Annotated in this window: 30 protein-coding genes; 10 read left to right on the forward strand and 20 right to left on the reverse strand. The window is 31.6% G+C overall.

Annotated elements, in window-relative coordinates; all coding sequences use genetic code 11:
* Together BG20_RS13470 and BG20_RS09755 are read right to left on the reverse strand one after the other, a co-directional pair.
* Positions 1–2348 (reverse strand): glycosyltransferase family 2 protein (locus tag BG20_RS13470; RefSeq protein WP_238527595.1); only part of this gene is annotated, 2348 nt, incomplete at its 3' end.
* 7 nt (positions 2349–2355) lie between these two features.
* On the reverse strand, positions 2356–2571 hold the full coding sequence (locus BG20_RS09755) for a hypothetical protein (protein WP_081477561.1): 216 nt from the start codon (positions 2569–2571) through the stop codon (positions 2356–2358).
* A 425-nt stretch (positions 2572–2996) separates the two neighbouring features.
* Here BG20_RS09755 and BG20_RS13475 point away from each other — a divergent pair, with 425 nt between their 5' ends.
* A complete protein-coding gene (locus tag BG20_RS13475) occupies positions 2997–3323 on the forward strand; it encodes a hypothetical protein (protein WP_238527596.1) in 327 nt (108 codons plus the stop codon).
* Entirely contained in the window at positions 3323–4072 is a 750-nt protein-coding gene (locus tag BG20_RS09760; RefSeq protein ID WP_238527597.1) for a type II glyceraldehyde-3-phosphate dehydrogenase, read from the forward strand. The genes BG20_RS13475 and BG20_RS09760 overlap by 1 nt, the downstream gene beginning before the upstream one ends.
* Before the next feature lie 2 nt (positions 4073–4074).
* Here BG20_RS09760 and BG20_RS09765 read toward each other — a convergent pair whose 3' ends face one another.
* The gene (locus BG20_RS09765) at positions 4075–5328 is read right to left on the reverse strand and encodes a hemolysin family protein (protein WP_010194658.1); all 1254 of its coding nucleotides are present in this window, start codon (positions 5326–5328) and stop codon (positions 4075–4077) included.
* Between the two features lie 150 nt (positions 5329–5478).
* Complete coding sequence (gene thrC / locus BG20_RS09770; RefSeq protein WP_010194659.1) at positions 5479–6816, reverse strand: threonine synthase; 1338 nt, start codon at positions 6814–6816, stop codon at positions 5479–5481.
* A gap of 179 nt (positions 6817–6995) precedes the next feature.
* On the opposite strand from thrC, the gene BG20_RS13805 reads away from it, so the two are divergent.
* Both BG20_RS13805 and BG20_RS09775 read left to right on the forward strand, forming a co-directional pair.
* Positions 6996–7118, forward strand: coding sequence for a hypothetical protein (locus tag BG20_RS13805; protein ID WP_256359100.1), 123 nt, complete (start codon positions 6996–6998; stop codon positions 7116–7118).
* Between the two features lie 651 nt (positions 7119–7769).
* Positions 7770–8144, forward strand: coding sequence for a hypothetical protein (locus BG20_RS09775; RefSeq protein ID WP_010194660.1), 375 nt, complete (start codon positions 7770–7772; stop codon positions 8142–8144).
* A 322-nt stretch (positions 8145–8466) separates the two neighbouring features.
* Here BG20_RS09775 and BG20_RS09780 read toward each other — a convergent pair whose 3' ends face one another.
* The 3 genes from BG20_RS09780 to BG20_RS09790 form a co-directional block, all read right to left on the reverse strand.
* Entirely contained in the window at positions 8467–8790 is a 324-nt protein-coding gene (locus BG20_RS09780; protein ID WP_010194661.1) for a hypothetical protein, read from the reverse strand.
* Positions 8791–8864: 74 nt separating this feature from the next.
* Complete coding sequence (locus tag BG20_RS09785; RefSeq protein ID WP_048097219.1) at positions 8865–9329, reverse strand: hypothetical protein; 465 nt, start codon at positions 9327–9329, stop codon at positions 8865–8867.
* Positions 9330–9386: 57 nt separating this feature from the next.
* Positions 9387–9929 carry a resolvase gene (locus tag BG20_RS09790; RefSeq protein WP_010194669.1) on the reverse strand — a complete coding sequence of 181 codons (543 nt, stop codon included), beginning with the start codon at positions 9927–9929 and terminating at the stop codon, positions 9387–9389.
* A 246-nt stretch (positions 9930–10175) separates the two neighbouring features.
* Between BG20_RS09790 and BG20_RS09795 the strand changes: the two genes are divergently transcribed.
* Positions 10176–11000 (forward strand): hypothetical protein, encoded by an 825-nt coding sequence (locus tag BG20_RS09795; protein WP_010194672.1) that lies wholly within the window; start codon positions 10176–10178, stop codon positions 10998–11000.
* On the opposite strand, the gene BG20_RS09800 is transcribed toward BG20_RS09795, so the two are convergent.
* Genes BG20_RS09800 through BG20_RS09810 form a run of 3 tightly spaced genes read right to left on the reverse strand, consistent with a single transcriptional unit; the run spans position 11001 to position 13392 of the window.
* Positions 11001–11318: a zinc ribbon domain-containing protein gene (locus BG20_RS09800; protein ID WP_010194675.1), complete on the reverse strand. Its 318-nt coding sequence runs from the start codon at positions 11316–11318 to the stop codon at positions 11001–11003.
* Positions 11315–12424, reverse strand: coding sequence for a thiolase C-terminal domain-containing protein (locus tag BG20_RS09805; protein ID WP_010194679.1), 1110 nt, complete (start codon positions 12422–12424; stop codon positions 11315–11317). Before BG20_RS09805 ends, BG20_RS09800 begins: the two co-directional genes overlap by 4 nt.
* Positions 12424–13392, reverse strand: coding sequence for an LLM class flavin-dependent oxidoreductase (locus BG20_RS09810; RefSeq protein ID WP_010194681.1), 969 nt, complete (start codon positions 13390–13392; stop codon positions 12424–12426). The genes BG20_RS09805 and BG20_RS09810 overlap by 1 nt, the downstream gene beginning before the upstream one ends.
* Before the next feature lie 189 nt (positions 13393–13581).
* Here BG20_RS09810 and BG20_RS12805 point away from each other — a divergent pair, with 189 nt between their 5' ends.
* Entirely contained in the window at positions 13582–13731 is a 150-nt protein-coding gene (locus BG20_RS12805) for a hypothetical protein (RefSeq protein ID WP_193353046.1), read from the forward strand.
* 17 nt (positions 13732–13748) lie between these two features.
* Here BG20_RS12805 and BG20_RS09815 read toward each other — a convergent pair whose 3' ends face one another.
* From BG20_RS09815 to BG20_RS09830, 4 genes are all read right to left on the reverse strand, one after another.
* Complete coding sequence (locus tag BG20_RS09815) at positions 13749–14411, reverse strand: sugar phosphate nucleotidyltransferase (protein ID WP_010194683.1); 663 nt, start codon at positions 14409–14411, stop codon at positions 13749–13751.
* A gap of 266 nt (positions 14412–14677) precedes the next feature.
* The gene (locus BG20_RS09820; protein WP_010194685.1) at positions 14678–15205 is read right to left on the reverse strand and encodes a DedA family protein; all 528 of its coding nucleotides are present in this window, start codon (positions 15203–15205) and stop codon (positions 14678–14680) included.
* A gap of 130 nt (positions 15206–15335) precedes the next feature.
* Positions 15336–15725, reverse strand: a complete 390-nt coding sequence (locus BG20_RS09825) for a hypothetical protein (protein WP_010194687.1) — start codon at positions 15723–15725, stop codon at positions 15336–15338.
* A gap of 70 nt (positions 15726–15795) precedes the next feature.
* Positions 15796–16944 carry a 5-(carboxyamino)imidazole ribonucleotide synthase gene (locus BG20_RS09830; RefSeq protein WP_256359101.1) on the reverse strand — a complete coding sequence of 383 codons (1149 nt, stop codon included), beginning with the start codon at positions 16942–16944 and terminating at the stop codon, positions 15796–15798.
* Positions 16945–17063: 119 nt separating this feature from the next.
* Here BG20_RS09830 and purE point away from each other — a divergent pair, with 119 nt between their 5' ends.
* Complete coding sequence (gene purE / locus BG20_RS09835; protein WP_010194690.1) at positions 17064–17639, forward strand: 5-(carboxyamino)imidazole ribonucleotide mutase; 576 nt, start codon at positions 17064–17066, stop codon at positions 17637–17639.
* A 2-nt stretch (positions 17640–17641) separates the two neighbouring features.
* Here purE and ilvA read toward each other — a convergent pair whose 3' ends face one another.
* Together ilvA and BG20_RS09845 are read right to left on the reverse strand one after the other, a co-directional pair.
* A complete protein-coding gene (gene ilvA, locus BG20_RS09840) occupies positions 17642–18892 on the reverse strand; it encodes a threonine ammonia-lyase (protein WP_010194696.1) in 1251 nt (416 codons plus the stop codon).
* Between the two features lie 153 nt (positions 18893–19045).
* Complete coding sequence (locus BG20_RS09845; protein WP_048097220.1) at positions 19046–19885, reverse strand: hypothetical protein; 840 nt, start codon at positions 19883–19885, stop codon at positions 19046–19048.
* Positions 19886–20097: 212 nt separating this feature from the next.
* Between BG20_RS09845 and BG20_RS09850 the strand changes: the two genes are divergently transcribed.
* From BG20_RS09850 to BG20_RS09860, 3 genes are all read left to right on the forward strand, one after another.
* Positions 20098–20913, forward strand: coding sequence for an adenylate/guanylate cyclase domain-containing protein (locus tag BG20_RS09850; RefSeq protein ID WP_010194698.1), 816 nt, complete (start codon positions 20098–20100; stop codon positions 20911–20913).
* 193 nt (positions 20914–21106) lie between these two features.
* Entirely contained in the window at positions 21107–21574 is a 468-nt protein-coding gene (locus tag BG20_RS09855) for a hypothetical protein (RefSeq protein ID WP_010194700.1), read from the forward strand.
* Between the two features lie 155 nt (positions 21575–21729).
* A complete protein-coding gene (locus tag BG20_RS09860) occupies positions 21730–22116 on the forward strand; it encodes a hypothetical protein (protein ID WP_010194704.1) in 387 nt (128 codons plus the stop codon).
* Here the strand turns inward: BG20_RS09860 and BG20_RS09865 are convergent.
* The 4 genes from BG20_RS09865 to BG20_RS09880 all read right to left on the reverse strand — a co-directional run.
* Positions 22113–22526 carry a VOC family protein gene (locus BG20_RS09865; RefSeq protein WP_007401595.1) on the reverse strand — a complete coding sequence of 138 codons (414 nt, stop codon included), beginning with the start codon at positions 22524–22526 and terminating at the stop codon, positions 22113–22115. The two genes, BG20_RS09860 and BG20_RS09865, sit on opposite strands and share 4 nt — an antisense overlap.
* 34 nt (positions 22527–22560) lie before the next feature.
* Positions 22561–22779 (reverse strand): Lrp/AsnC ligand binding domain-containing protein, encoded by a 219-nt coding sequence (locus tag BG20_RS09870; RefSeq protein WP_010194706.1) that lies wholly within the window; start codon positions 22777–22779, stop codon positions 22561–22563.
* On the reverse strand, positions 22773–23012 hold the full coding sequence (locus BG20_RS09875; protein ID WP_010194708.1) for a hypothetical protein: 240 nt from the start codon (positions 23010–23012) through the stop codon (positions 22773–22775). The genes BG20_RS09870 and BG20_RS09875 overlap by 7 nt, the downstream gene beginning before the upstream one ends.
* A gap of 36 nt (positions 23013–23048) precedes the next feature.
* A partial coding sequence (locus BG20_RS09880; protein ID WP_010194711.1) for a hypothetical protein occupies positions 23049–23234 on the reverse strand: 186 nt, incomplete at its 5' end.

Genomic DNA, 23234 nt, shown 5'->3' on the forward strand with positions numbered 1-23234 from the left:
GATAAAAAATATTCATTAGATGGGAGATTTGAAAAATATGCCTCTCCTCTATTGTTTGTTTGAGATTTTTTGATAATGTTTCCTAAACTATCTTTAAGTAAAATTGAGAATTCTCCATCGTTTTTAGTAATTTTTTCAGATTCTGTTTTGTATAGTGATACAGTAATCAGGTCTTGTACTGTTGCAGGAATTGGCACAATGATTTTTTGATCTTTTGTTAGACCTGGAAGCAGTTTTATCTGTTTTAAAGATGTCAATTGAATTTCTCCCAAGTACACATCTGCAACATAATAATCTGAATTTTTTGTAGTTGATTGAATCCAATATCTCATTGTATCTCCTTGATCATTTGTTTTTCCTATGCGTAATTGTGTTCCATCATAGGACTTTATCGCAACAAGTGCGTTTTTGACAGGTGTCTTGCCGTCATTATAAAACACATTAAATTGTATTCCTCCTGATAATGGTATGCTTATGTTTATTTTTTCTTGTTCTGTTTTTAAATTAAGATATCCCACATCCCCATACATTCCGTTTGCATAAACTTCAATTTTGTATGTGTGATCTTTTGGTAATGTTACGGAATCTGGATTGCCCTCCATTTCTTTTTTAAGGAACGGTGTATTGTTGTTATCTTGATAAATTACAAGACTCATTCCATAAAAATCTGCTCTGTCTCCATTGGTGTATTTTACTTCAACTTGAATTGTTTTTGATTCTTGAGAATATACTAAATTAATTGGAATGACTAATGATAATACTAAAACAATGATTGCAATTTTTAAAATATTGAAATTTTTCAAACTCCTATCCTCTTTGCACTTGTCCAAGTTCGCTTTTTTATTTGAAATCTGTTCTATAATTGCTTTAAGTAGTAGAAAGTCTACAATCTGCTTAAATCCAAATACCAACAATCCTGCATACCATAATAATTTAGGATCTTCATTGTCAATTCTAATCGCTAAAGCTGACATTAGATAATGTACAATTGTAAAAATTGTCATTACTTGCAATACATACAACCCATCTCCTTGAATGACTCCTAATATTGCGTTAAATGTAGCTACAAAACCTATGATTGGTGTTACAAGCATGCCTAATACCAAATATGGAAAAGAAAGTCTTTGCAAATATCCATAACGTGGATTTGTCAGTGCATCTCCATGTCTTTTTAATACCTGAATGTTTCCTCTATACCATCTTTTTCTCTGAGATATAAAATCATGTAATGTATTTGGAGCCTCTGTATACGCTGTAGCTTTTGTACTTCCCTGAGTAATCAAACCTGCTTTCAGAAGTTTTATGGTTTGATCAAAGTCTTCTACTATAGTATCTTTACCGTATGCTCCGGCTTCCGTCAAAAATGATTTTCTAAATGCTCCTAATGCACCAGGTACAATTGTAATAGAACCAAAAATATCAAATGCCCTTCTAACAATCTGAATCCCTGTTATGTATTCCAACGCCTGGCATTTTGTAATGGCGTTAACTCTATTTCGTACTTTTATATTTCCTGCAACAGCTGCTACATGTTCATTTATCTGAAATCCTTTCATCATTTCCTTTAAAGAATTTCTTCCAATAATGGTATCTGCATCCACTATTACAATGATTTCTCCTTTTGAATACACTAGTCCATAGTTTAATGCAGATGCTTTGCCTCCGTTTTCTTTGTGTAACACTTTGATTTTATCTTTATACTGCATTGCAATGTCTAACGTCTTGTCCGTACTGCCATCATCTACAAAAATAATTTCTTTTTTAGGATATTTTGTTTCTATTAATGCCTCAATTGTGTGAGCTATGACCTTTTCCTCGTTATATGCTGGAATAATTACTGATACTGTAGGATAAAATTGAAGTTCTGGTTGTATCTCTTCTCTGTGTTTGCTAAATACTGCCATTGGAACAAACAACATTGTAGACCAAAATGTGATAGTCATTGCCCAAAGTAAAATTATTCTTACAGGTGATTCTAGTAATGAATATCCTTCATAAGCAATAATTGCACCGATAATAAATGGCGATGTCAATAAAAATAATAAAAACACTGATGGTCCACGATTGCCTGTTTTATTTTTTGAATATGCCTTTGATTGTGCACTAATCAAATGATAAATTAATAAAATTCCTCCCATCCCCATTGCAATCATACTCAATGGTCCAAGAATTAGGTATGTTGAAACTACTAAAAATACTAAAATTGTTACAACCAATAAAATTTGAATAGAATCAAATTTTTTTTGTATCTCTTTTTTATGTTCTATTGCCTTTTCTTTCTTGTTTTTTTGATCTTTGTTATCATTACCTGGATTGTTTTTGATATTTGTCGTTTCTGAGTTTTTCAAAATTGTTTCATGTGTGGTATCCCCTTGATGTGATGTTCTTTTTTGGATAATCATATGTCTCATTCAAATAATGTTTTGCTAATTGTTCTACATATCTAAGATCTGCATCCCAAAGTGATGAATTTCGTTGAATTGTTTTTTTAATTTTTTCTAGTCTTCTTATATACCCAACATCCATTTTCAATAACTCGTCTATATCGTCAAGAATTGAACGCAATAACAATATTTGAAATTTGAATGTTATATCAATTATTGTTTAAAATTTGTAAACATGCTTTGAAATGCTGTTAATAATCCTGTTTCATGATTTCTTTGAACTCTTCATATTTTAATTTTTTTGAATATTGCTTTGATTCCTAGACTAATCAAATGCATTTCAAAAATGTCATTTATTTTAGATCTTGTAAGAGATTAGAAACTATCAAAGAGATGATATTGAAATTAATATTGAATCTTATCCCTCTAGCGCCAATTGATCTATTCCTTGTTTTTGTCCATTTTTGAATTACAATTAGAACATCTAACCGAATCTTTGACATTTATTTTTCCACATTTTGGACAACGCATGACTTTGAACTCCACCCGTGCACGTATTTAACATCAAGTATGAATTTCATGTTTGGAAATATCTGATTAGAATCTAAATAAATGGGAGGATCTTTAATCAAAAATATGAAAAAAGTTTTTGTTAATGGTTACGGTTCTATTGGAAGTAGGATTACTTCATTTTTGCAAGATGATTCTGAAATTTCATTAATTGGAGTAGGGAAATACTCTCCTGACGATGATGTCAATCTAGCAATCTCTCGAGGTCTTGATGTCTATGTTCCTGAAAGAAAATTAAATGATTTTAAGGATTTTAAAATAACTGGAACGATAGAATCTGCTCTTGATGACTGTGATCTAGTAATTGATGCTGCACCAGGAGGACATGGGTTTAAAAACAAAAAAATCTATATGAGCCAAAAAATCTAATGGCAATTTATCAAGGTGGAGAATCCGTCGTAGGTGAAGAATCTGTATCTGATTTATTGTTTAATTCTAGGGCCAACTATTCTCTGGCAATTGGAAAAAAGCATGTGATGCAAGGTAGTTGCAATGTTACAGGGATGGGTAGAATTTTAGAACCATTGCGGGATAAATTTGCAGATAAATTGATCAGATTTGATGTAACTCTAGTTAGACGATGGGCCGATATTGAACAGATAGAAAAACAAGTCCCAGATACTATCGAAATGACTGAATCACCACATCATGGCGATGATGTGAAAATGTATTTTGGTAAAGATGCACCGCTTTTTGTTCGTGCAATTAAAGTACCAACCAGACAAATGCACTTACACATAATGGATATTAGATTTGATGGTCAAGCCCCAAAACCATCTGAAATTCATGATATTTTTAAAAATGAATTTGGAGTTGCGACACTATGGACTGCAAAGGGAACAAAGGATGTACGTGATTTTGCCAAAAATATTGGATTTAATTTTCCAGATACTAATATGATCCACATTCATGCAAACATGACTGTTTCGATTGGAGACACTGTACAAATGATGTATTCTGATGATCAAACCGGAATTGTAATTCCTGAGAATCACATGCTGTTACAAGCAATGTTGTTTGGGAAATCCTATGAAGAGGCATTTTCTCATACTGAATCTATATTTCATATGAAAGAAAAAAAGCAAAAACTAGAATCTCATTTTGCACGAAAAAACTAATTTTATTTTTTTATACGTTCTATTCTGATTCTTTCGGGCTTGTTTTTTATTACCTTTTCAACAACTATCTTGATATTATCAATTTCAAGTTTGTCTCCTTCTTTTGGTATGTCTTGTAATTTTTCATGTAACAATCCATTGAGTGATGCATAATCATCACCTTCTGGTAACTCTGATTTAAAAATCTCATTTATTCTGTAAATCTCAATATCTCCATTTGTAATAATTGTGTCTTTATCAATTGACTGGAATTCTGTAGGTGGCATATCATCAGTTTCATCTTCTATATCTCCGACTATCTCTTCTATCAAATCTTCAAATGTTACTAGGCCTTCCACTCCACCATGTTCGTCAATGACCATAGCTATGTGCGTCTTTCTACCTTTCATTTCTTTGAGTAGTGAACTCACCATTTTTTCCTGAGATGCAAATACTGGTTTTCTTGCAATTTGTCCTAATGTGACTAATTTGTTGTCATTTTCTATATGAGTTAAAATGTCTCTTACGTGAACAAATCCTACAATATCATCATTTGTTTCACCAAATATTGGAATTCTTGAATGAGGATTCTCATTAATTAAAGGGAGAGCATCAAAGAGGAGCATTTTTGATGGTAGTGTGAACATCTTTGTTCTAGGTGTCATGACTGCTCTGATTACAGTATCTGAAAATTCTAAAGCACTATGGACCAACTCTCCTTCATCTTTCTCTAAAGCCTTATCGGCTAATCCTTGATCGACTATCCCTTTTATCTCCTCTTCTGTAATAGGTGGAATTTGATAGCTACTACCTGTTAATTTTACCATGTACTTTGTAATTATCTCTAATAGTTTCACAACAGGCCAAAATGCATACCCAAAAATTATTAAAACAGGTGCAAATCTAAGAGCAATTTTTGTAGCGTTGGCATTACAATATGTTTTTGGGGTAATTTCTCCAAAGACCAAAATAAGAAAAGTCATAATCCCAACTGCTATTGCTAGACCATCATTTCCAAATATTCTTAATGCAACACTTGTTGCAAATGCCGAAGAACCTACATTAACCACGTTATTTCCAAGATTTACACTTGCCATCATCCATGCTGGATTGGATTTAATTTTATGAAGTGCATTGGCTCCCTTTACTTTTTGTTTAACTAGCTGATTTACTGTCGCTTTTCTGGTGCCTACCAAAGCAACCTCCAAACCACTAAAAAATCCCGATAACCCAATTAGAATGGCTAGGATTACTAATTCAACCCAAAGTTCTACCATTTAACCCACCATAATACAAAGTTAGAACAACAATAGTTCTTCATTTTATTTTCTATACACCATCTCTTGGTTACTGACCTTTTGTAAACCCCACTTTTAAGGCTTAAGTCATGGCGAAAATATTCATTAAAACAGTTTATTCAGTCGTGACTAATTTTTAGGTGGAATTGCAAATTTATTTTTTGGATTATTATGATACTCCACCGGCAGCATCGCATCTTTTTGCCTACCTGTAAGAATACCTACAACCACATCATCTTTTTTAATTATTTCTTCATTTAGTAATTTTTTTATTCCAACAACTGACGCGCCTGATGCCATCTCACAATCAAACCCGTTCAATCCCACTACTGACATTCCATCTAACATTTCTGAATCTGAGACCGTGGTTGCTACGCCATTAGTAAACTCCAAAGCACGTAATCCTTTTAGAATATTTGCGGGTCTTCCAATCTGAATTGCAGTAGCTTTTGTTTTTGGTCTTATCCCTTCCTTATCTAAATACTCATAATATCTTGTAATTAATTCTGTATTTGTTTTTCCTTTATTCCATCGTAATTCTTCCCCTTCAAATTTACCATTATACAAATCTGATAACGTACTTGCACCTTCAGAGTTAATTACTGCAATTCTAGGTATTTTTTTTATCCATCCCCATTCATATAATTCCATTAGTGCTTTACCGCAACTAGATGTATTTCCAAGAGCTCCTCCCGGATACACTATCCAATCAGGGGCTTCCCATCTCAAATATTCTAATGCTCTAAATGGAATTGTTTTTTGCCCTTCTATTCTAAATGGGTTTATAGAATTCACTGTATACCCATTATGATTTTTTGCATCATCGAGGGATTGTTTTAATGCATCATCAAAATTTCCATCAACCTCAATTATCTGAGCTCCAAATTGATATGCCTGACTTAATTTACCTGGTGCTATTTGACCCGATGGAATGTATACATCACAATGTATGCCTTCATTTGCTGCAAACATTCCAGCAGATGCAGATGTATTTCCGGTAGATGCACAAACAATTTTTTTTGCGCCAACCATTTTAGCATGCGTTACCGCAGTTACCATTCCGTTGTCTTTGAATGATCCACTTGGATTGTATCCTTCAGGCTGTAACCATAATTTACTATTAGAAATTCCTATGAAATCTGCAGCCTTTGTCATCTGATATGGTTTTGACTGCCTTCCTTCAGCCCCATCTAATGAAACCAAATATTTTGAACATTCATCTATGTTTTCAGTATCAATTTGACAAAAATTAAGTAATTCTCTAAATCTCCAAACACCACTTTCATTAAAAATATTTTCTTGTGGATTTCGTCTTTGATAAAAGACTTCTTTTAGATTCTCTGAGGGTTTGTTTTTGTATTTGACATCTAATAGGTGGCCTTTCTCACATTCAACATTGATACTCATTATTGGATATTCTAATCCACAACTTGGATCAATACACTTGAGATAAGCATCACCTTGCATTGTCAATTAGCGGATTCAGTGATAATTTAAAGTTAAGAGTGAAACTAGTTAAATTGAGAATGATCCTACTTTTCTAAATTTTTAGAAGTTTCCAAATTCCAATCCATGTGGAATTTTGGTCAAGATTTTGAATTACTATAAAAAATAATTAAAGATTATGAGTCGATAACTCAGGCGGATTGAGTTTTAATCCAAAATATGTAATAGCAGGATTAACATTAAGAAATATGAATCATGGCACAAAAGAAAAAGACATTGAAAGAACGCAAGAATCTAGCATGTCATTGGCATTGCCCATGTGAAGATTGTAAAGATGATGAATCACTGTCTTCAATCAATTTAACTTAGTCACGAAAAGTTTAGAATCTAACACAATAATCTATTCATCATAATCCGATATTTGGATTCAATTTATGATCATCGCCTATTGCCATTGCAGAAAGAACCTGCGTTATGACGTTGCAATGGTAATCTGAGAACTGGTATTACCAAAGATGCATGTTGGATATTTGATTAATTTAGAGAATTTCTTAATAGGATAAGACTCGGTTTGTTCTTTGGATTTCTATCGATTGAATCCCAGCGTTACCGAAAACACGCAATTGTATTCACTGCGATCACCTATTTTAGATTTATGCATTATAGAATCTAATAACGCCTGATTGTTTGTTTTTATTGTAATTACATTTTGTAATATGGTACAAAAGTGTATTATTATTGCCCGATGTTCTCTGTGAACATTAGCCCTTACACTCCTTGTGAGTGAGAGGGTTTATTTTTTATTACATTCAAATTCCATGTCAATTACATCGTTACTTTTTTTCTTAACTAGATATGTCATTTTGATCCACTTCTCTGTTTTTACCCAATTATGACCGAGAAGTTTTGACTTTGATTGGATTTTAGGAGGCTGTCTAAACTTTTAGATTGGATTACAATAATCAAAAGATATCATGGTCACTCATTATGAATATTTGAAAAGTCTCTTAGAAAAGATCTTGAATTCATACAATACATTAACAAAACTTGAGGATAATCCAGGAGATTTAGATCTAATTAAAAAAGAAATTTTGAAGATTAATGGATTCTTTCATGTTTTTATCAATAAAGTTACAAATGAAAACTATCAATTAACTGATCTATCTGAATTAAAATCTAAATTTGAGTATTATCTTAATACATATTCTTTTGAAAAAGAGATAGATACTATGTCAACATTATACTCTGATGATTCGGATAGATTGAAAAATATGCGGTTGAAAATTCTTGAATCTCTAATGGATAAAAAATTAATAGATGATATAGAATACACAATAGGGAAATTATGACATTATGGAAAAAAATAATAAAAAATGTGTATTATGTGGATGTAAAGATCATCGTTTAATTGGATGTTTTAGACATTCTGCAAAAACATGTAGTTGTTATAAAAAACAGGATAATTAAAAATAAGATTAATAATTTTGTTTTCTTTTAGGTCCAGATCTCTCATGAAAATTTAAACAACATTTACATTCTTTTTTAATACACTCTTCTTCTCTTGGGTGATTACATATACCACATTCACAACTATTTGCCATATTTTTTTAATATGATATTTACAATATAACTAATACTACAACTTTTTATGATTTTCAGGTAAAATTGGTTCTATTTTTTTGCTTTATTTTTCTTCTTCGTAGGTTTTTCCGGTTTGCCTTCTAACTCCTGTTCCATTTCAGCAGCTTTGTTATCTACAACTTTTATGATCTCTTGTATCAGTCCATCCAAATCACTATCAGATGCTTCAGGTTCAACTGCAGTTGCAATTTCATTAATCGTGCTAGAGATCTCCGCACTCACTTCCTCAAAGCTCTCTGGATCTTCATATGCTGCATTATAGAGATTTTTTAGATTATTTACATGGTTAATTACCTGATCAGTTAATGTAAGTCTAAATTCAGTACCGTTAACCTCAATCATTTTTGTAATCATATTTCAGATTTCAAATTCTGTTCCTTAAAGGTTTTTAGTTAAAAATCGTTGTTTTACGGTATGAATTTATCAATTTAGAATACTATGTAATCCAAAGCTGCAGCATCACTAATTAGAGTAGTGTGCCTTGAACCAACAACATACCCATTTTTGATCTCATTTGCTGGTATCCATCTATTTGTAGATGAGTAATGTCTTTTTTCAGCTAATTCTCGTTCAATCGCTTCAATGTCAAATTCCCCTTCTTCTACTTCCTGTGAAGCCAAGTGTTTTATGGTAACAAGGATTTTACTAACTTTCACACGATCCCCGAATTTCCATTTTGATGGTGGATTTTCATCTGAAACCTCTAAAACTTTAATTTTCATTTGTTTATTGCCAAATGCATCATAGCTTACAAGAGTTCTTTCATCTGTAAATTCTTCAAAGACCACTCTTGAATTGGTTTCTTTAGATTCCGAATTCGTTTCCAATAACTCTTTTGTATAATTTCGAGTTTCGTTATTGTCACTAGATTCTTTTAATTCATCTTCAGCCATGCATAATCTTTGTTTTTGATCATTAAAAAACACTCTGCTATTATTCAGAGTTAGGCACTAGGACCTATGTTTTGTTTTAAAAGGCATTTTATGTTCTTTAAGATCTAATTTTTCTCTTTTACCATCAATTTTTGCAAATATTTCCCCTTCATATGTACAGACACAGTCTGTGATCTTTTTTGATTCATCCCATACCTTGTAGAACTCTCTTAATTCTCTACTTTCATACTCTCCTAAACCTATTCTCTTTTTTGAAAGAAATTTGAATGCTAAAATCACTTTTCTATCATTGTAAATATCAAAAGTCTTGATCCATTTTTGACACCTTTCAATCTGATCTGCAGGGACTGGTAATGATGTGCTTGTACCAGATTTTGCTTCAATGGTAAAAATTATGCTATTTGGAGTGTTTACCGCTAAAACATCCGGCAACGCTGTGCTCGGAGAGCCAAGTCTGAATGCTTTCCAGTTTTCAACGGAATTGAATCTTTTTACTAGCGTATCTTCCCAATTATACCCGCGCTGTCTCCTAGTCTTTGCAATTTTTTTATTATCTTTTACAGGAATTTCTCTAGTTCTTAAAAGTGAAATTGAAGTCATTTATTATATAATTTTCAATTTAGGTATAGTACGGTAGGTAATTACAGAATAACCTTTCAAATCTAACATGTTATTGTTTTCTCTTCACATAAAACTATTCAAGCCAAGTAATGAACAAGAGTCTAACTTTTGATAAATTTTTACAAACAATTTCAGTAATGTAATAGCTGACGATACCTAGTAACTTGCAATTTTTTTAATACCGTTTTCAATGAGTTTATCAAACCCCTTTGAAGATCTTTTCTAATGCTTGAAAAACTATCAAAGAATTTAGTCCTGTTAAAACAAGAATTTACACAAATTTATGACGGTCACAGTCATATCCAAGAAATTCTTCCAATATCTTCTTCAGACTCTTTTCCAATAATCGATAAACATTTAGAACTTCTTCATGATTTTGCTAAAAAGAATCCAATATATCATAATTTTTATGAACAAAAAATTCAAGACATATTATGCAGAGTATGTGAAGGCGATATAAACGAGCATTGGCTAAATAGCATTAAACATGGTTCTAGTTGTCAACCATTCTATCCAACATGGATTCTTTCTGCATATATTGCAGTATTTATTGCAAAAAATTTTGGTTGTAAAGAATTAGTTGATATAGGTTCAGGCGATGGAAGGATTGCATATTGTGCAAAAATTTTAGATTTGAAAGCAACAAGTATTGAAATAGATGCTGGACTAGTTGAACTTCAAAATGTAATATCACATGCAACTAATGTCGATTTTAATCCCACATGCGTTGATGCTATTGAATTTGATTACAACTCGTTAAAATTAAAATCCCCCGTATTTTTTATAGGTGGGTTGCCTCAAATGGGAGGCGATATTTTAGCAACAAATGTAATAGAAAAAATTTCTACAAGTAATATTAAAAAAAACGCCTGTATTGTATTTGCTGGCACTCATTCAAAGAGACAATTATCTGGAGATCAATCTGATGGGGGATGGAGTACTTTAATTGAAAAACATGGTCTTAAAGTAATAGAAAGCGTTTCACTCCCAACAATTTGGACTTTTGATCAGCCAATTGACACACCATATATTTTCACTAACTTTGCCTGATTATATCAATGACATTTCAAAAAAATAATTTCCATCTTTAATCCCACATCTGTCTAATCTGATATTTTGACCTATATTGGGAGTTCCAGAGGATATACTGCCAATAATTCTGACTCCTTTTTTGATTTCAACCAAACAGAAATAATTCTTGTTTTGCCTTGAAAATTCCATTATTTTACCCTCACTAGGGCTTTTTCCCCAAGATACTTCTTTGAAGCATCGGTTACAATATTCTGATGGAGGCCATACAGTTTCGTTGCAATGTGTACATTCTGAAATCATAAAGATTCCTTTTTTTAATTCAGATTCAAAATTCATTTTTCTAAAATTAAAACTGTCGATGAAGTGGATGCAGCTGACATGTTATGAACTAGACCGATTTTTGCATCATCTATCTGTCTTTTGTTAGCACGTGATTGTAATTGTTGAGTAATTTCGATAGTTTGAGCAATTCCTGTTGCACCTAAAGGATGACCTGCACCAATTAATCCGCCTCTGGGATTTATTTTTAAATTATTTGTTTCATGCATTTCTTTGATCATGTCTAATCCTTTTCCTTTATCTGCAAATCCAATTGACTCTAACGCCATAGGTTCACATACCGAAAATGCATCATGAACCTCCATGACGTCTATTTCTTTTACAGTATGTTTTGACATTTTTATTGCATTTGCTGCAGCTTGTTGAGTGGATTCCATGGAACTAAATGTCATATTCTTTGTAAATCCCGCAGAGGTAGTTTTTTGTCCTATTCCTGTTATCCAAATTGGTGTGTCTGTAAATTTTTTACATGTATTTTCTGAAGCAAGTAAAATTGATGCTCCTCCAGTACAAGGTCTTGAGCAGTCAAGTAATCTAAGATCATCTGTTAGTTTTTTAGAATTCATAACATCATCTACTGAATATGTTTTTTCTGAAATTGCATTAGGGTTATTCTGAGCTTGTTTGTGGTTTTTTACTGGGATGATTGCCAATTCTTCATCTGTGATTGAAAATTCTCTTTTGTATGATTTGGTAAAAATACTCGCCCAAAAGATAGGATGTTTAAATTCACCTCTTGAATTATCCCACTCTAAAATTTGTCCCGGACTATCATATCTTTCTGCACCTGATACCAAAACTACATCTGCCAATCCAGATGTGATGTAAGAATATGCAGAAACAATGGCGTTTGTTCCTGAATTACATAGACTTTCAATACTATGAGAAATTTTAGGCTCAATTCCTGCCATTTCAGATAATACGGCAGCTAGATATTTTGAATTATCATTAGTAGATACCAAAACAGCGTCAATATCATTTTGGTTCAAATTAGAAGTATTATCAAATAGTTTTTTTGTAGAATTCAATAAAACAGATTCAATTTTAGAGTCGTCTTTTGAAAATTTTGTAATTCCGTATGATGCAATTCCAACTTTAGACATTATATTTCCTCAGAAAACGTATCATTGAGTAGTCTAAATGAATCTATGACATCTCCTACAGGGTTGAACTGTATTGTTGGCAAATCTATTCCTGTCTCGCGGAATCTCTGTAATTGTTTGATACATTGATCAGGTGTTCCTGCAATTGTCAATGAATTAAGCATCTTTTCCGAGACCAATTCATAATTTGATCTAAATCCAGATTTCTTGAATTCTTCAAAAATATTTTGGGTTTCGCTTTGAAATCCATTTTTTGATAAAAATTCTCTGTAAATATTTCCTACTGAGATGTAAAATGCAAGTGTTTGTTTTGCACGTGTTATTGCTATTTCCGCATCGTGAGAAACTGCTGTAATAATTTGACATGTGACATCAATTTTTCTTTTTGTTTGCATTTTTTGTATCGTATTTTTCATTTCATTTATTGGTCGTAAATAAAAAATTACACCATCAGCGATACCCCATGTTAAATCCACCATTTTTTGATTGACTGCTGCCATGTATATTGGAATTTTCTCTCTATGTGGTTTTATCAAAAGTTTAAAATTTTTTAAATTAAATATTTTTCCAGAATAATTGATTTGGTTTCCAGATAATATTAATTTAATAATTTCCACATATTCTTTCATTCTTAAAACAGGATTCTCAAATTTGTATCCATGAAAATCCTCTACTATAGGAAGGCTACTTGTACCAAGACCCAATACTAACCGTCCATTAGATATGGTGTCTACTGTAGCTGCTCCCATTGCAATCGATGATGGGCTTCTGGAATAGATGTTGATTATAGACGAACCAATTTTTTGTTTTAATGTTTTTTGGGATACCATGCTTAACATAGAAAAATTCTCCATACCCCATGTTTCAGGAATCCATATAGTATCTGTACTAGTATGAGATATGATATCTGAGCATTCTAAAACCTGTTTTATTGAGAGTAATGAGCCTAAACTGTATGCTATTCGCATGCATTTTATCACATTATTGGATATTCTAGTGTTTCCGCATTGATTCTATGCGTATTTTCAATAAATCTCTGATATGTAGTTTCTAAATGCACGAAAGTTATTCAATGCATGTTTGACGCGTATTCTTTTAGCATTGGGTTAATTATCATTGAGGTCGAATATTATGAAAGTATATTTTGATTCAAATCATTGAGTGAACAATCTTACGCTGATAATTTTACCCAAAAAAGTTCTTTTTGGGATGATGCCTCAAAATATGCTGCATCTACAAGTGATGATGAATCATTTGTTAGTGAGATAGCATACATGATGGTGACTCTTCATAGAACAGGCGCCTAAAAATTAGTTTTTTATATTTATTTTTGTAGTTCTTCAGAACATTCTTCCATGTCTTTAAAAGAATCTATGGAATACCAAAATACGTTTTTGAATTTAACTGTCCTTAATTTCCCTTTTTTTGCATAATCTGGAAAAACTGTTTTTTCAATATCTCCTTTTTTTGGTAGATCTTTTAACACTTCATTTTGTAAATGATAAATTCCCGCATTCATCCATAAATCTGAAATTTCTTTTTTCTCTTTAAATTTAGTTACTATGTCATTTTGTGTTTCCATAATTCCAAATTTTGTTTTTAATTCTATTGAGGCAATCGCATTTTGTTTTTTTGCAAGTTGTTTAAGGTTGATGTTTGTAATCGTATCTCCATTTAATACAAAAAAAGATTTATCTTTTATTGACAAACCTGCTTGTTTTATAGCTCCACCCGTTCCTAAAGGTATTTTTTCTACAGAAATTTTTATTTTTATTCCAAAATTGTTTTTCATTTCAAGATAATTTTTAATCATCTCTGCTTTATATCCAGTACAAATTATTATTTCCTTTATTCCTTGTTTTTTTAAATATTTTACTTGCCATTCGATTATTGGAATATTGTTTAAAGGAATGAGTGGTTTTGGAACATAATCTGTTATTGGGCGTAGTCGTTTTCCTCTCCCGCCAGCTAAAATCACTGCTTTCAACAATTAATCATTACTGATGAGACATTATAACTTTAATTAGAATTTCAATTGAATTGACTTGCTAATTTAATCATAGTTGTTTTTAGTTGTTTATGTAAATTCATCTTGTTTCTTTTTACAAATCCCACAGAAAAGATACCCATCCTTATGTCTTATCCAATAATGCTGTGTATGATTTAGTGGTTTCACCATTTTATTCCAATTATTACAAAAATATTTGATTGTTATATTGCATTCTCCTGTTATTTTTAATAATTATAGGAATCTTAGAAAATATGTATTGTTGCCACTCCAAAATAGTAACCTATGCTAGTTAATGCTATACTCCAGATACATGACCCTATTAACGTAAAAATTAAAAATTTAATTGGATTCATGTTAAAAATTCCTGCAGGAATTGATACAATCTCTCTTATTCCAGGTATTATCCTTCCAACCAGTACTGACTTGTCTCCATATTTTTCAAACCAGCGATCAGCTTTTTCTAAAGTCTTTTCTTTAATTTTCACATATTTTAGATATTTTATCAAACCAATACGCCCTACTTTTTTTGCTATTAGATAAATTACAGATGCACCTGTTGTTGCACCACAACCTCCTGCGATTCCAACCCCAAGAACATGAATTGCATTCATATTGTTTTTTAGAATGCTATATCCTGCTAATGGAAATATGGCTTCACTAGGTATTGGGGGAAAGACAGTTTCTATTAATGCAGCTAAAAATACTCCGGGATAGAGATTTTCAGATATCAATGTGATGAGCCATTGAATTAATGTTTCAATCTCATTCAAGTTATTTTTCCTCTGTCAAATAATAGTGAAGTTCAGTATAACATTCAGTACAGTACTCCTGATCATTTGTATGATCACAATCGTATACTTTTGATACTTCATTATTGCATTTTGCACATGTAGGCATACGTTATACCTTGGAAAGAGATTTTTTTATCTTTATTCCACCCAAAGTTGTAATTATTGCACCTACTCCAATCAAACTACCGCCCTCTCCAATCATTCTGGCAGCATTTTCAGATTCACTTGCACTAGACATAGACATTGCACCACCAATAATGATCAAAATACCTGTTATGATTAACATAATACCTAATCCCTTGAACGGTGGTTTTTTTGCAATAAAAAATGCAATAAATGACAATATTATTGGTGGCATTCCAAAACCTATTCCTCGCGTCATTGCATCAAAAGGTAAAAACCCCTTTCCTGCTCCTCCACCTCCAACTATAACATCTATACCGTATATCACTAAAAGACTTATTGAAATTCCAGATAAGACATGTGGTATGGATGCCATGTTGGATTAATTTTTTAATTAATTAATAAACGTATTAGGAGATCTTGGATTCAATTTTTGTAAAATATCCTTAGATTGGATGAATAACTACTTTATCTTTAATTAATTCAAGACGTTTCAGTAAATGCTCTATTGTTTCTCCATTATATGCAACTAAATTAAAATGTCCTAATTTTCTCATTGGTTTAGAAATTTCTTTTCCATACATTTTTAGAAATATATCTGATTCTGACAATGATATTGGTTTGTATTTTCCTTCAAAAGATTTCGAACCTAAAATATTATACATTATTGTAGTGTGAATCAATTCAGTGCTTCCTAATTCTAGACCTAAAATTGCTCTAAGATGTTGCTCGAATTGAGATGTTTTACTTGATTGTAAAGTATGATGGCCTGAATTATGAACTCTTGGGGCTATTTCGTTGATTACAATTTGATCATCATGAGTTACAAACATTTCTATCCCAAAGACTCCTGCCCCTTCTAATACCGTCATAGTTCTGATTGCAATATCGTTTGCTTTTTTGGATATTGTTTCTGAAACTCTTGCAGGAGCTATTGTTTCTCTTAGAATATTTTCTTCGTGAATATTTTCTACAAGAGGATATGTTTTGATTTGACCTTTTGTGTTTCTAGCTGCGATTACAGACACTTCCATTTTAAACGGAATAAACTTTTCAAGCATGAGTTTCTTACCCTGAAAATAATCATATGCATTTTTTATTTGATCTGGAGAATTTATCTTAAAGTTTCCTCTTCCATCATATGCATCCCTTCTTGCTTTAAGTAATGCTGGATAGCCAAATTTTTTTAGACCTTCTTCTAAATCAAAAATAGATGATATTTTTATAAATTCAGGAATTGGAATATTGTTTTTATTTAGAAATGTTTTCTGCAAGAATTTATCTTGAATAATTCTTAATGTTTCAGGGGCGGGCTCTATTTCAGCTTTATTTTCAACTGATTTTAAAACGTCACTATCTCCAGATTCTATTTCATATGTTATAATGTCGGATTTTTCAGCTAGTTCCTTAATTGCGTTCTGATCTTTAAAATCCGCAGTGATTTGATCTGCACCTACTTGTGAAGCTGGGCAATTCGGTGTAGGATCTAAGACAATTATTTTGGATATGTGCTCTGGCATTTTTTTGGCAGCTTCTGCAATCATCATTCCCAGTTGACCGCCACCAATTATTCCAAGAATTTTACCCATACTCATGAAATTACTTTCGATTAAAAATATCTAATGAACGTATGCGTTCTATAATCGGTATTTTTTATTACGCACCCATAATTATTGCCATTATAGATAATAACCTGATTTATTTTTCTATTGTTGTGAGTTATACAAAAAAACCAATGATTGGAATAATCATGGGATCTAGTTCGGATAGCAAAATAATGAATGACGCCGCTGAAATTTTAGATAAATTTAAGATAAAACATGAGGACCAAATTATCTCAGCCCATAGAACTCCATCTAGATTAGAAGAATATGCAAAACATGCAGAAAACATGGGATTTAAAATAATTATTGCGGGTGCAGGAGGTGCCGCACATCTACCTGGAATGATTGCATCTCATACAATACTACCAGTGATAGGAGTGCCGATTATGGTTTACAATGATAAACAATCAAAAAAACCAGAGAACATGAAGTTTTCATCTTTTGGTGGACTAGATTCCCTTCTATCTATATCAGAGATGCCAAATGGCTCACCTGTCGTGGCAGTAGGGATTAACAAGGCTGGCAATGCTGGAATTTATGCGATGAAAATTTTGGCAAATGAGTTTCCTGAACTTAAAAAGAAATTAAAACAGTACAAGTTAGACCAGCATGATTCAGTATTAAAAGAATCAGAAAGTTTGAAAAAACAAGGTCTAAGTAAATTTGTTCAAAAAAAATTCAAATGATTTTATGTCATCAAACTAAATTGGATGTTTTTCTTTTTTAATATTTCAATTAACTTATCCGTTTGTTCTTTTCCTTGAGTTTCTAAGCTTAATGTAACACCTGCAGAACCTGCGTTGATGTTTGAACTTAATCTATCATGAACTACTTCAACGATATTTGCATTTGCTGCACTAATTTCATCCACTATTTCTTTGAATGCTCCTGGTCTATCAGGCAACAAAATCGATATTTTTAGTAATCGTCCCATCGTTGCTAGTCCCTTATCTACAATCTGTCCTAAAAGATACATGTCTACATTACCACCAGATAATATTGTTACGACTTTTTTTCCTGGAGCTGGTTTTGTAGAAATTAAATATGCCAGCCCTACTACTCCTGCAGGTTCCACTACAAATTTTGAGCGTTCCATTAGCAAAAACATAGCCTTTATGATCTCAGAATCATCTACCAATACTACCTCATCTATTAATTCTTTAATTATTGAAAATGTTTTTTGTCCTGGTATTTTTACCGATATACCATCAGCTATTGTTCTTGCACCACCACATGAAGTCAATGAACCGTTTTTGATTGATTCATACATAGATGGAAATGATTTTGATTGAACCCCAATTACTTTGATTTTAGGATTTTTTTCTTTTATAGCAATTAAAACACCTGCAGCTAATCCTCCTCCGCCTATAGGGACATAGATTTCATCAACATCTGGAAGCTCTTCTAATATTTCTAATCCTATTACTCCTTGAGCTGCTATGACTTCTGAATCATCGAATGCATGAATCATCGTGGCTCCTGTTTTTTGAGATATTTCTTTTGCCTTTGCAGATGCTTCATCATAGTTTACTCCCTCTAAAATCACAGTAGCACCATAACCTTTAGTTGCAGAAACTTTTGATGGAGATGCATTTTTTGGCATGATGATTGTACAAGGTATTTTCTCTAATGATGATGCAAATGCTACTCCCTGAGCATGATTTCCTGCAGATGCTGCTACTACCCCATATTTTTTTTCTTCAGATGATAATAATTTTATTTTGTAATATGCACCTCTAATTTTAAACGAGCCAGTTTTCTGTTGAAATTCTGCCTTTAAGTAAATCTGCGAACCTGTAATATCACTAAATGTGGGAGAATAAACCAAAGGGGTTTTTCTTATTTCGTTTCCACGCATAGAATTTGCATTTTTAATGTCATTGTAAGTTGGGTTCATTAGAAATTTTTCTACATAAAAGAGATATTTGACTTCTTCCATTAATAAAACCGATTTTAAGTTCTTTTTCGTGCGTAATTTTAGATTAAAATCAAAACAGATCAAATTAACTGCCAATGAAAATTTTTGTTTAACATTCAACAATGAGTGTTGTTTTATAGATTTTTTACTGGCAAAATTTTTTGTTTTAGAAAACTATGATTCTAACATATGAGAAAACTCATCTAATCTTTTTACAATGTTTTCTTTTACAGTCTCAGAAATTTTTCTAGGATCAAATAATCCTTCTTTTGTTTTATTTTTTATAAATTCTATATCAAACGTACATAAGCATCCTTCTTCCCCTGTAATCAACCTTGTATCATCAATCAAAACTGGACTAGTCTGATATGTTTCTACAAGCAAATTATCTAATTCTTTGATCAGTTTATTTTTTTTAATTGATAACTCTTGAAAATCAACTTCAATCTCATTTTGAATTTCTTTGTATATTTTTTCTCTAAATTCATCGTTTTCATAAAATATCTCAAATAATTTTTGATGATCAAAATCTTTGTATCCTTTTTCTTTTAATCTGTCTAGTACAAATTGATCACTGTTATCTGACATCTGTTTCTCTTTATTTTTGGTCAAATCGATTATATCTGATAATTCTTTTTGGGCTTCAATTACTCGTTGATCTGGTTTATAATATAACAATACATGATATTGTATCGACATGTGTCCTGAAATAAGGTAGTTGCCTTCTCTAATTTCAAATTTTGTAAAAATTCTTCTTATATCATCATTATTTGAAATCGATACATCTTGAATAGACCAATCTTTCAAATCTTTGATAATTTTTTGATAAAAATCATTCACACGTTTCGGATCAAATGTTTTTTGTTCTGTTATTGTTGAATCACCTAACATTACTTTTACATTTACAGATTTGATAAGATCAATTATTTTTGAAAGAAATATTTGCTGAATTTCATCGTTTTTCTTATTCAAATATTGAATAAACTCATTAGATGATCTTGTACCTAATCGCACAAGAAATGACACTTTTGAACTTCCCTTAAACCTTAAGATTTCATATCTTTTAAATAGAAAAATTAGGCAATTTCATGCATGGTTGAAGATAAAATACTCTGCAATCTTTGTAATTCTGTTATTACACAGTATTATAACGAAGGTTATAAGGGGAATCGAGGAAAGTGCCTTATCTGTAATACTGATTTTCCACTGGAATAAAATGATAAAAAATGTCTAAAACGAACAACCCCGATAATTCTAAAATTAAAGATGATACTTCACAAAGTCAATCAAATCCAAACTTAGTTGATATGTTGCTTGGACAAAAAACTCAAAAAATAGTAGATTCAGAAACTATGATTTTGGAAACCCAAAAGCGAATTTGGGGGGCACTAAAACAAGGTTATGAGTATTCTGGAATTACTGATGAATCTGATAAATTTTTGCGAAAAAATGTTTTTTCTAAATTTGATATGATCGTACTCTATGTGGACCTAGTTGGTTCTACTACAATGACGTTGGAATTACCTGAAGACAAATTAGCAATAATTATCAGTTCATTTGCTCAGGAAATGGCATCTGTTATCAATCTTCATGGTGGATATGTTTTAAAATTTGTAGGCGATGCCGTTATTGGATATTTTGTAGCATCCGAGAACCCTCTCTTGGCAGCAGATAATGCAATAAGTTGTGCAAAATCAATGCTAACAGTAATTCAAAAAGGAATTAATCCGATTTTAAATCAATACGATTATCCTGATTTAATGGTAAAAATAGGAGCGGATTTTGGACAAAGTATAGTTGTTCGATACGGTTCAAATCAAGACTCAGCACATGTTGATCTAATGGGTCCAGCAATGAATATTGCTTCAAAAATACAATCACATGCAAAACCAAATCAAATTTTAATTGGACATGACGTATATAGTAAATTACATCCTTCATCACAATCAATGTTTAAGCAAATTATTTGGAAGAACAACGAATGGAAATTCCGTTCAAGATTAACCGGTGAAATTTACAAAGTTTATGAATATACTGGTTAGACGGTAAATTTTCCTGGACATTCAACATGTTCATAATGATGCTCTGTAAATTTTTCCTGAACTACATAAATTACGATTTTATGTAGATCTTCTACTTTGATATTTTTGTGGCATCTAATGCATGTCTTTGTCAATTCGGCCATCTATTTGCGATCTAAAAGAGCAATCTATAAGGATCAGCGATCAGCTCAAATTGAGCAAAAATGACTCGAAATTAGCTACATTCAATATCAAATATCTCAAAGACAAGGCAAAAATATGGCAAATACATGATATTTTCATGGACGATTTACCTACTAATCAGCTAAAGAACCTCTATGGTTTAAACCCAAATATCCCACATCTTGCTTTACAGTTTCCAAGATTGCCCCCAGGATTATCCAATCCGATGTTTAAGATATTTGAAAATCCTATGAAAGAAAAATTTGCAGAAGATAATGCGTTGATCAATAAAAAATTACATGGATTTCAACAATCATACCAGAAATATGCATCTGGATTATTGAATATGAATTCTGGTCAAATTATACCTCCAGGACATCCGTTATTTAGCCAACAAAATTCTGTCAATTCCCTAAAAGAAGAGAATGATAAACTATTGAAAGAAAATTTAGAATTAAAGAAAAAACTAGATAATAAAAAAGAATCTAAAAGAAATTAGTTTTTTATAATTTTGTATTTTAAAATATGTTTTTTATTTTATATTTCTATGATAATTGACTAATACAAATTATACTAGAATTATACTCGATAAATTTTATTCGAATATGACTATTGATTGAAATAAGTTTATTAATTTCAAGTATAATCTTACTTATGGCTAATACACCTGCAGATGCATGGAAAAGCAAAATTGTTCAATATAGAAAAAAATGCCAAAGTATTCTTCAATTATCAAATAGTGTCAGATATGCAGGTGTGATAAATGCATACGGTAGAACCCTTACTGGAATTGTACGATCCGATGTAAAACCATTACTAAAATCAGAACAAGTAAAAAATGAATTTTTTATAATTTCTACATTAATGACATTAAGAAGGGATACTGTAAGTGCAATTGGTAAATTAGATTATGTATTATTACAACATCTAAAAGTATCCATTATTATTTTTCAGAAAGATGATTTAACATATTATGTTTCAATTGATAGAACTGAAAAAAACATAGATAAAATAATTTCATCAATTAAAAAAACAATCTAAGCCGGAGTAAATCCGTGATATCCGCCAGTTTGTTTGTCTTTATCCTCGAAACTTGGTTCAAATAATGAGATCAAATAATCATCTGGATCCAAAATCATGGCATTTTTTCCTGCCTCTCTATCTACAATATCTCGATATATTTTCACTCCTTTTGATTTTAATTCTTCCACTGCCGAAGTCACATCTCCAACCAAAAATCCTATAGTGATTCCATTTTCAATAGAACTACCAATATGTTGAGCAGTGAGTGATGCTGGATGTAAACTCAATAATGCCCCCGATGTTCCAAGATCAACCCAAGAACGTCTCTGCCTCTTAATTGGAAGACCAATTAATTCATTGTAAAATTTTACTGATTTATCTAGATCTTTAACGGCTAAAATAACATTTCCGACCTTTTTGATATTCATATTTACCCTACTTCAAAGTATGTTAAATTCTTTGTTATTGAACTTCAACCATAGTTTCTGTTCGCTCAACACCATTGATTTTTTGGATTTGATTTGTGACATCCCGAATTTTTCCTAATTCCTCCACTTCTATGATTGCCACGGCATCAAACTGCCCACTCGTTGGAAAAGAATCATACACTGAATTTACTTTACGTAGTCTTGCTGCAATTAATTTTTTAGGTGATTTAACCAAAATTATTGCTCTTACCATCCCATATTTACCTCCACTTCAATTAATGTCTCAGTCGTAACAATTTCTTTAATTTTTTTAAAATCTATTACTGTATTGTTTATGTCATCAATACTTCCATGTAAAATTGCCGTTATATCTGCACGGCCAGTAACAACCATCACATCTTTTATTATCTTACGCTTTTTTTTAAGAATCTCAATTACCCCGTCCACTTTACCTGGTTTTACTGTAATCAGACAAAGTGCTTTCATAGAAACTATATGATATTGGAATGAATAAAGATTACTTTAGTCATATGCCTCTTGCGATCTAGATTCTTCCAGATAAGCTCTTCTTTCCTCATTTACTTTTTCTTGGTCTATGGCAATATCGTCGTCTACAATTACAATGCTCATATCGTCACTAGGATCTTCTTTTGATTTCTTAGGCTTGGCTTTTACTCCTTTACCTTTTGGTGTTGCCTTGCCTTTTGG

The sequence above is a fragment of the Candidatus Nitrosarchaeum limnium BG20 genome, from assembly GCF_000241145.1.
Taxonomy (GTDB): domain Archaea; phylum Thermoproteota; class Nitrososphaeria; order Nitrososphaerales; family Nitrosopumilaceae; genus Nitrosarchaeum; species Nitrosarchaeum limnae.

Bases quoted from the DNA above. Each gene is read 5' to 3' on its own strand.
- BG20_RS13475 (WP_238527596.1), top strand. From the start codon at position 2,997: ATGGGAGGATCTTTAATCAAAAATATGAAAAAAGTTTTTGTTAATGGT.
- BG20_RS09760 (WP_238527597.1), top strand. From the start codon at position 3,323: ATGGCAATTTATCAAGGTGGAGAATCCGTCGTAGGTGAAGAATCTGTA.
- BG20_RS09765 (WP_010194658.1), bottom strand. From the start codon at position 5,328: ATGGTAGAACTTTGGGTTGAATTAGTAATCCTAGCCATTCTAATTGGG.
- thrC (WP_010194659.1), bottom strand. From the start codon at position 6,816: ATGCAAGGTGATGCTTATCTCAAGTGTATTGATCCAAGTTGTGGATTA.
- BG20_RS09775 (WP_010194660.1), top strand. From the start codon at position 7,770: ATGGTCACTCATTATGAATATTTGAAAAGTCTCTTAGAAAAGATCTTG.
- BG20_RS09780 (WP_010194661.1), bottom strand. From the start codon at position 8,790: ATGATTACAAAAATGATTGAGGTTAACGGTACTGAATTTAGACTTACA.
- BG20_RS09785 (WP_048097219.1), bottom strand. From the start codon at position 9,329: ATGGCTGAAGATGAATTAAAAGAATCTAGTGACAATAACGAAACTCGA.
- BG20_RS09790 (WP_010194669.1), bottom strand. From the start codon at position 9,929: ATGACTTCAATTTCACTTTTAAGAACTAGAGAAATTCCTGTAAAAGAT.
- BG20_RS09795 (WP_010194672.1), top strand. From the start codon at position 10,176: ATGCTTGAAAAACTATCAAAGAATTTAGTCCTGTTAAAACAAGAATTT.
- BG20_RS09800 (WP_010194675.1), bottom strand. From the start codon at position 11,318: ATGAATTTTGAATCTGAATTAAAAAAAGGAATCTTTATGATTTCAGAA.
- BG20_RS09805 (WP_010194679.1), bottom strand. From the start codon at position 12,424: ATGTCTAAAGTTGGAATTGCATCATACGGAATTACAAAATTTTCAAAA.
- BG20_RS09810 (WP_010194681.1), bottom strand. From the start codon at position 13,392: ATGCGAATAGCATACAGTTTAGGCTCATTACTCTCAATAAAACAGGTT.
- BG20_RS09825 (WP_010194687.1), bottom strand. From the start codon at position 15,725: ATGGCATCCATACCACATGTCTTATCTGGAATTTCAATAAGTCTTTTA.
- BG20_RS09830 (WP_256359101.1), bottom strand. From the start codon at position 16,944: ATGAGTATGGGTAAAATTCTTGGAATAATTGGTGGCGGTCAACTGGGA.
- ilvA (WP_010194696.1), bottom strand. From the start codon at position 18,892: ATGGAAGAAGTCAAATATCTCTTTTATGTAGAAAAATTTCTAATGAAC.
- BG20_RS09850 (WP_010194698.1), top strand. From the start codon at position 20,098: ATGTCTAAAACGAACAACCCCGATAATTCTAAAATTAAAGATGATACT.
- BG20_RS09860 (WP_010194704.1), top strand. From the start codon at position 21,730: ATGGCTAATACACCTGCAGATGCATGGAAAAGCAAAATTGTTCAATAT.
- BG20_RS09865 (WP_007401595.1), bottom strand. From the start codon at position 22,526: ATGAATATCAAAAAGGTCGGAAATGTTATTTTAGCCGTTAAAGATCTA.
- BG20_RS09870 (WP_010194706.1), bottom strand. From the start codon at position 22,779: ATGGTAAGAGCAATAATTTTGGTTAAATCACCTAAAAAATTAATTGCA.
- BG20_RS09875 (WP_010194708.1), bottom strand. From the start codon at position 23,012: ATGAAAGCACTTTGTCTGATTACAGTAAAACCAGGTAAAGTGGACGGG.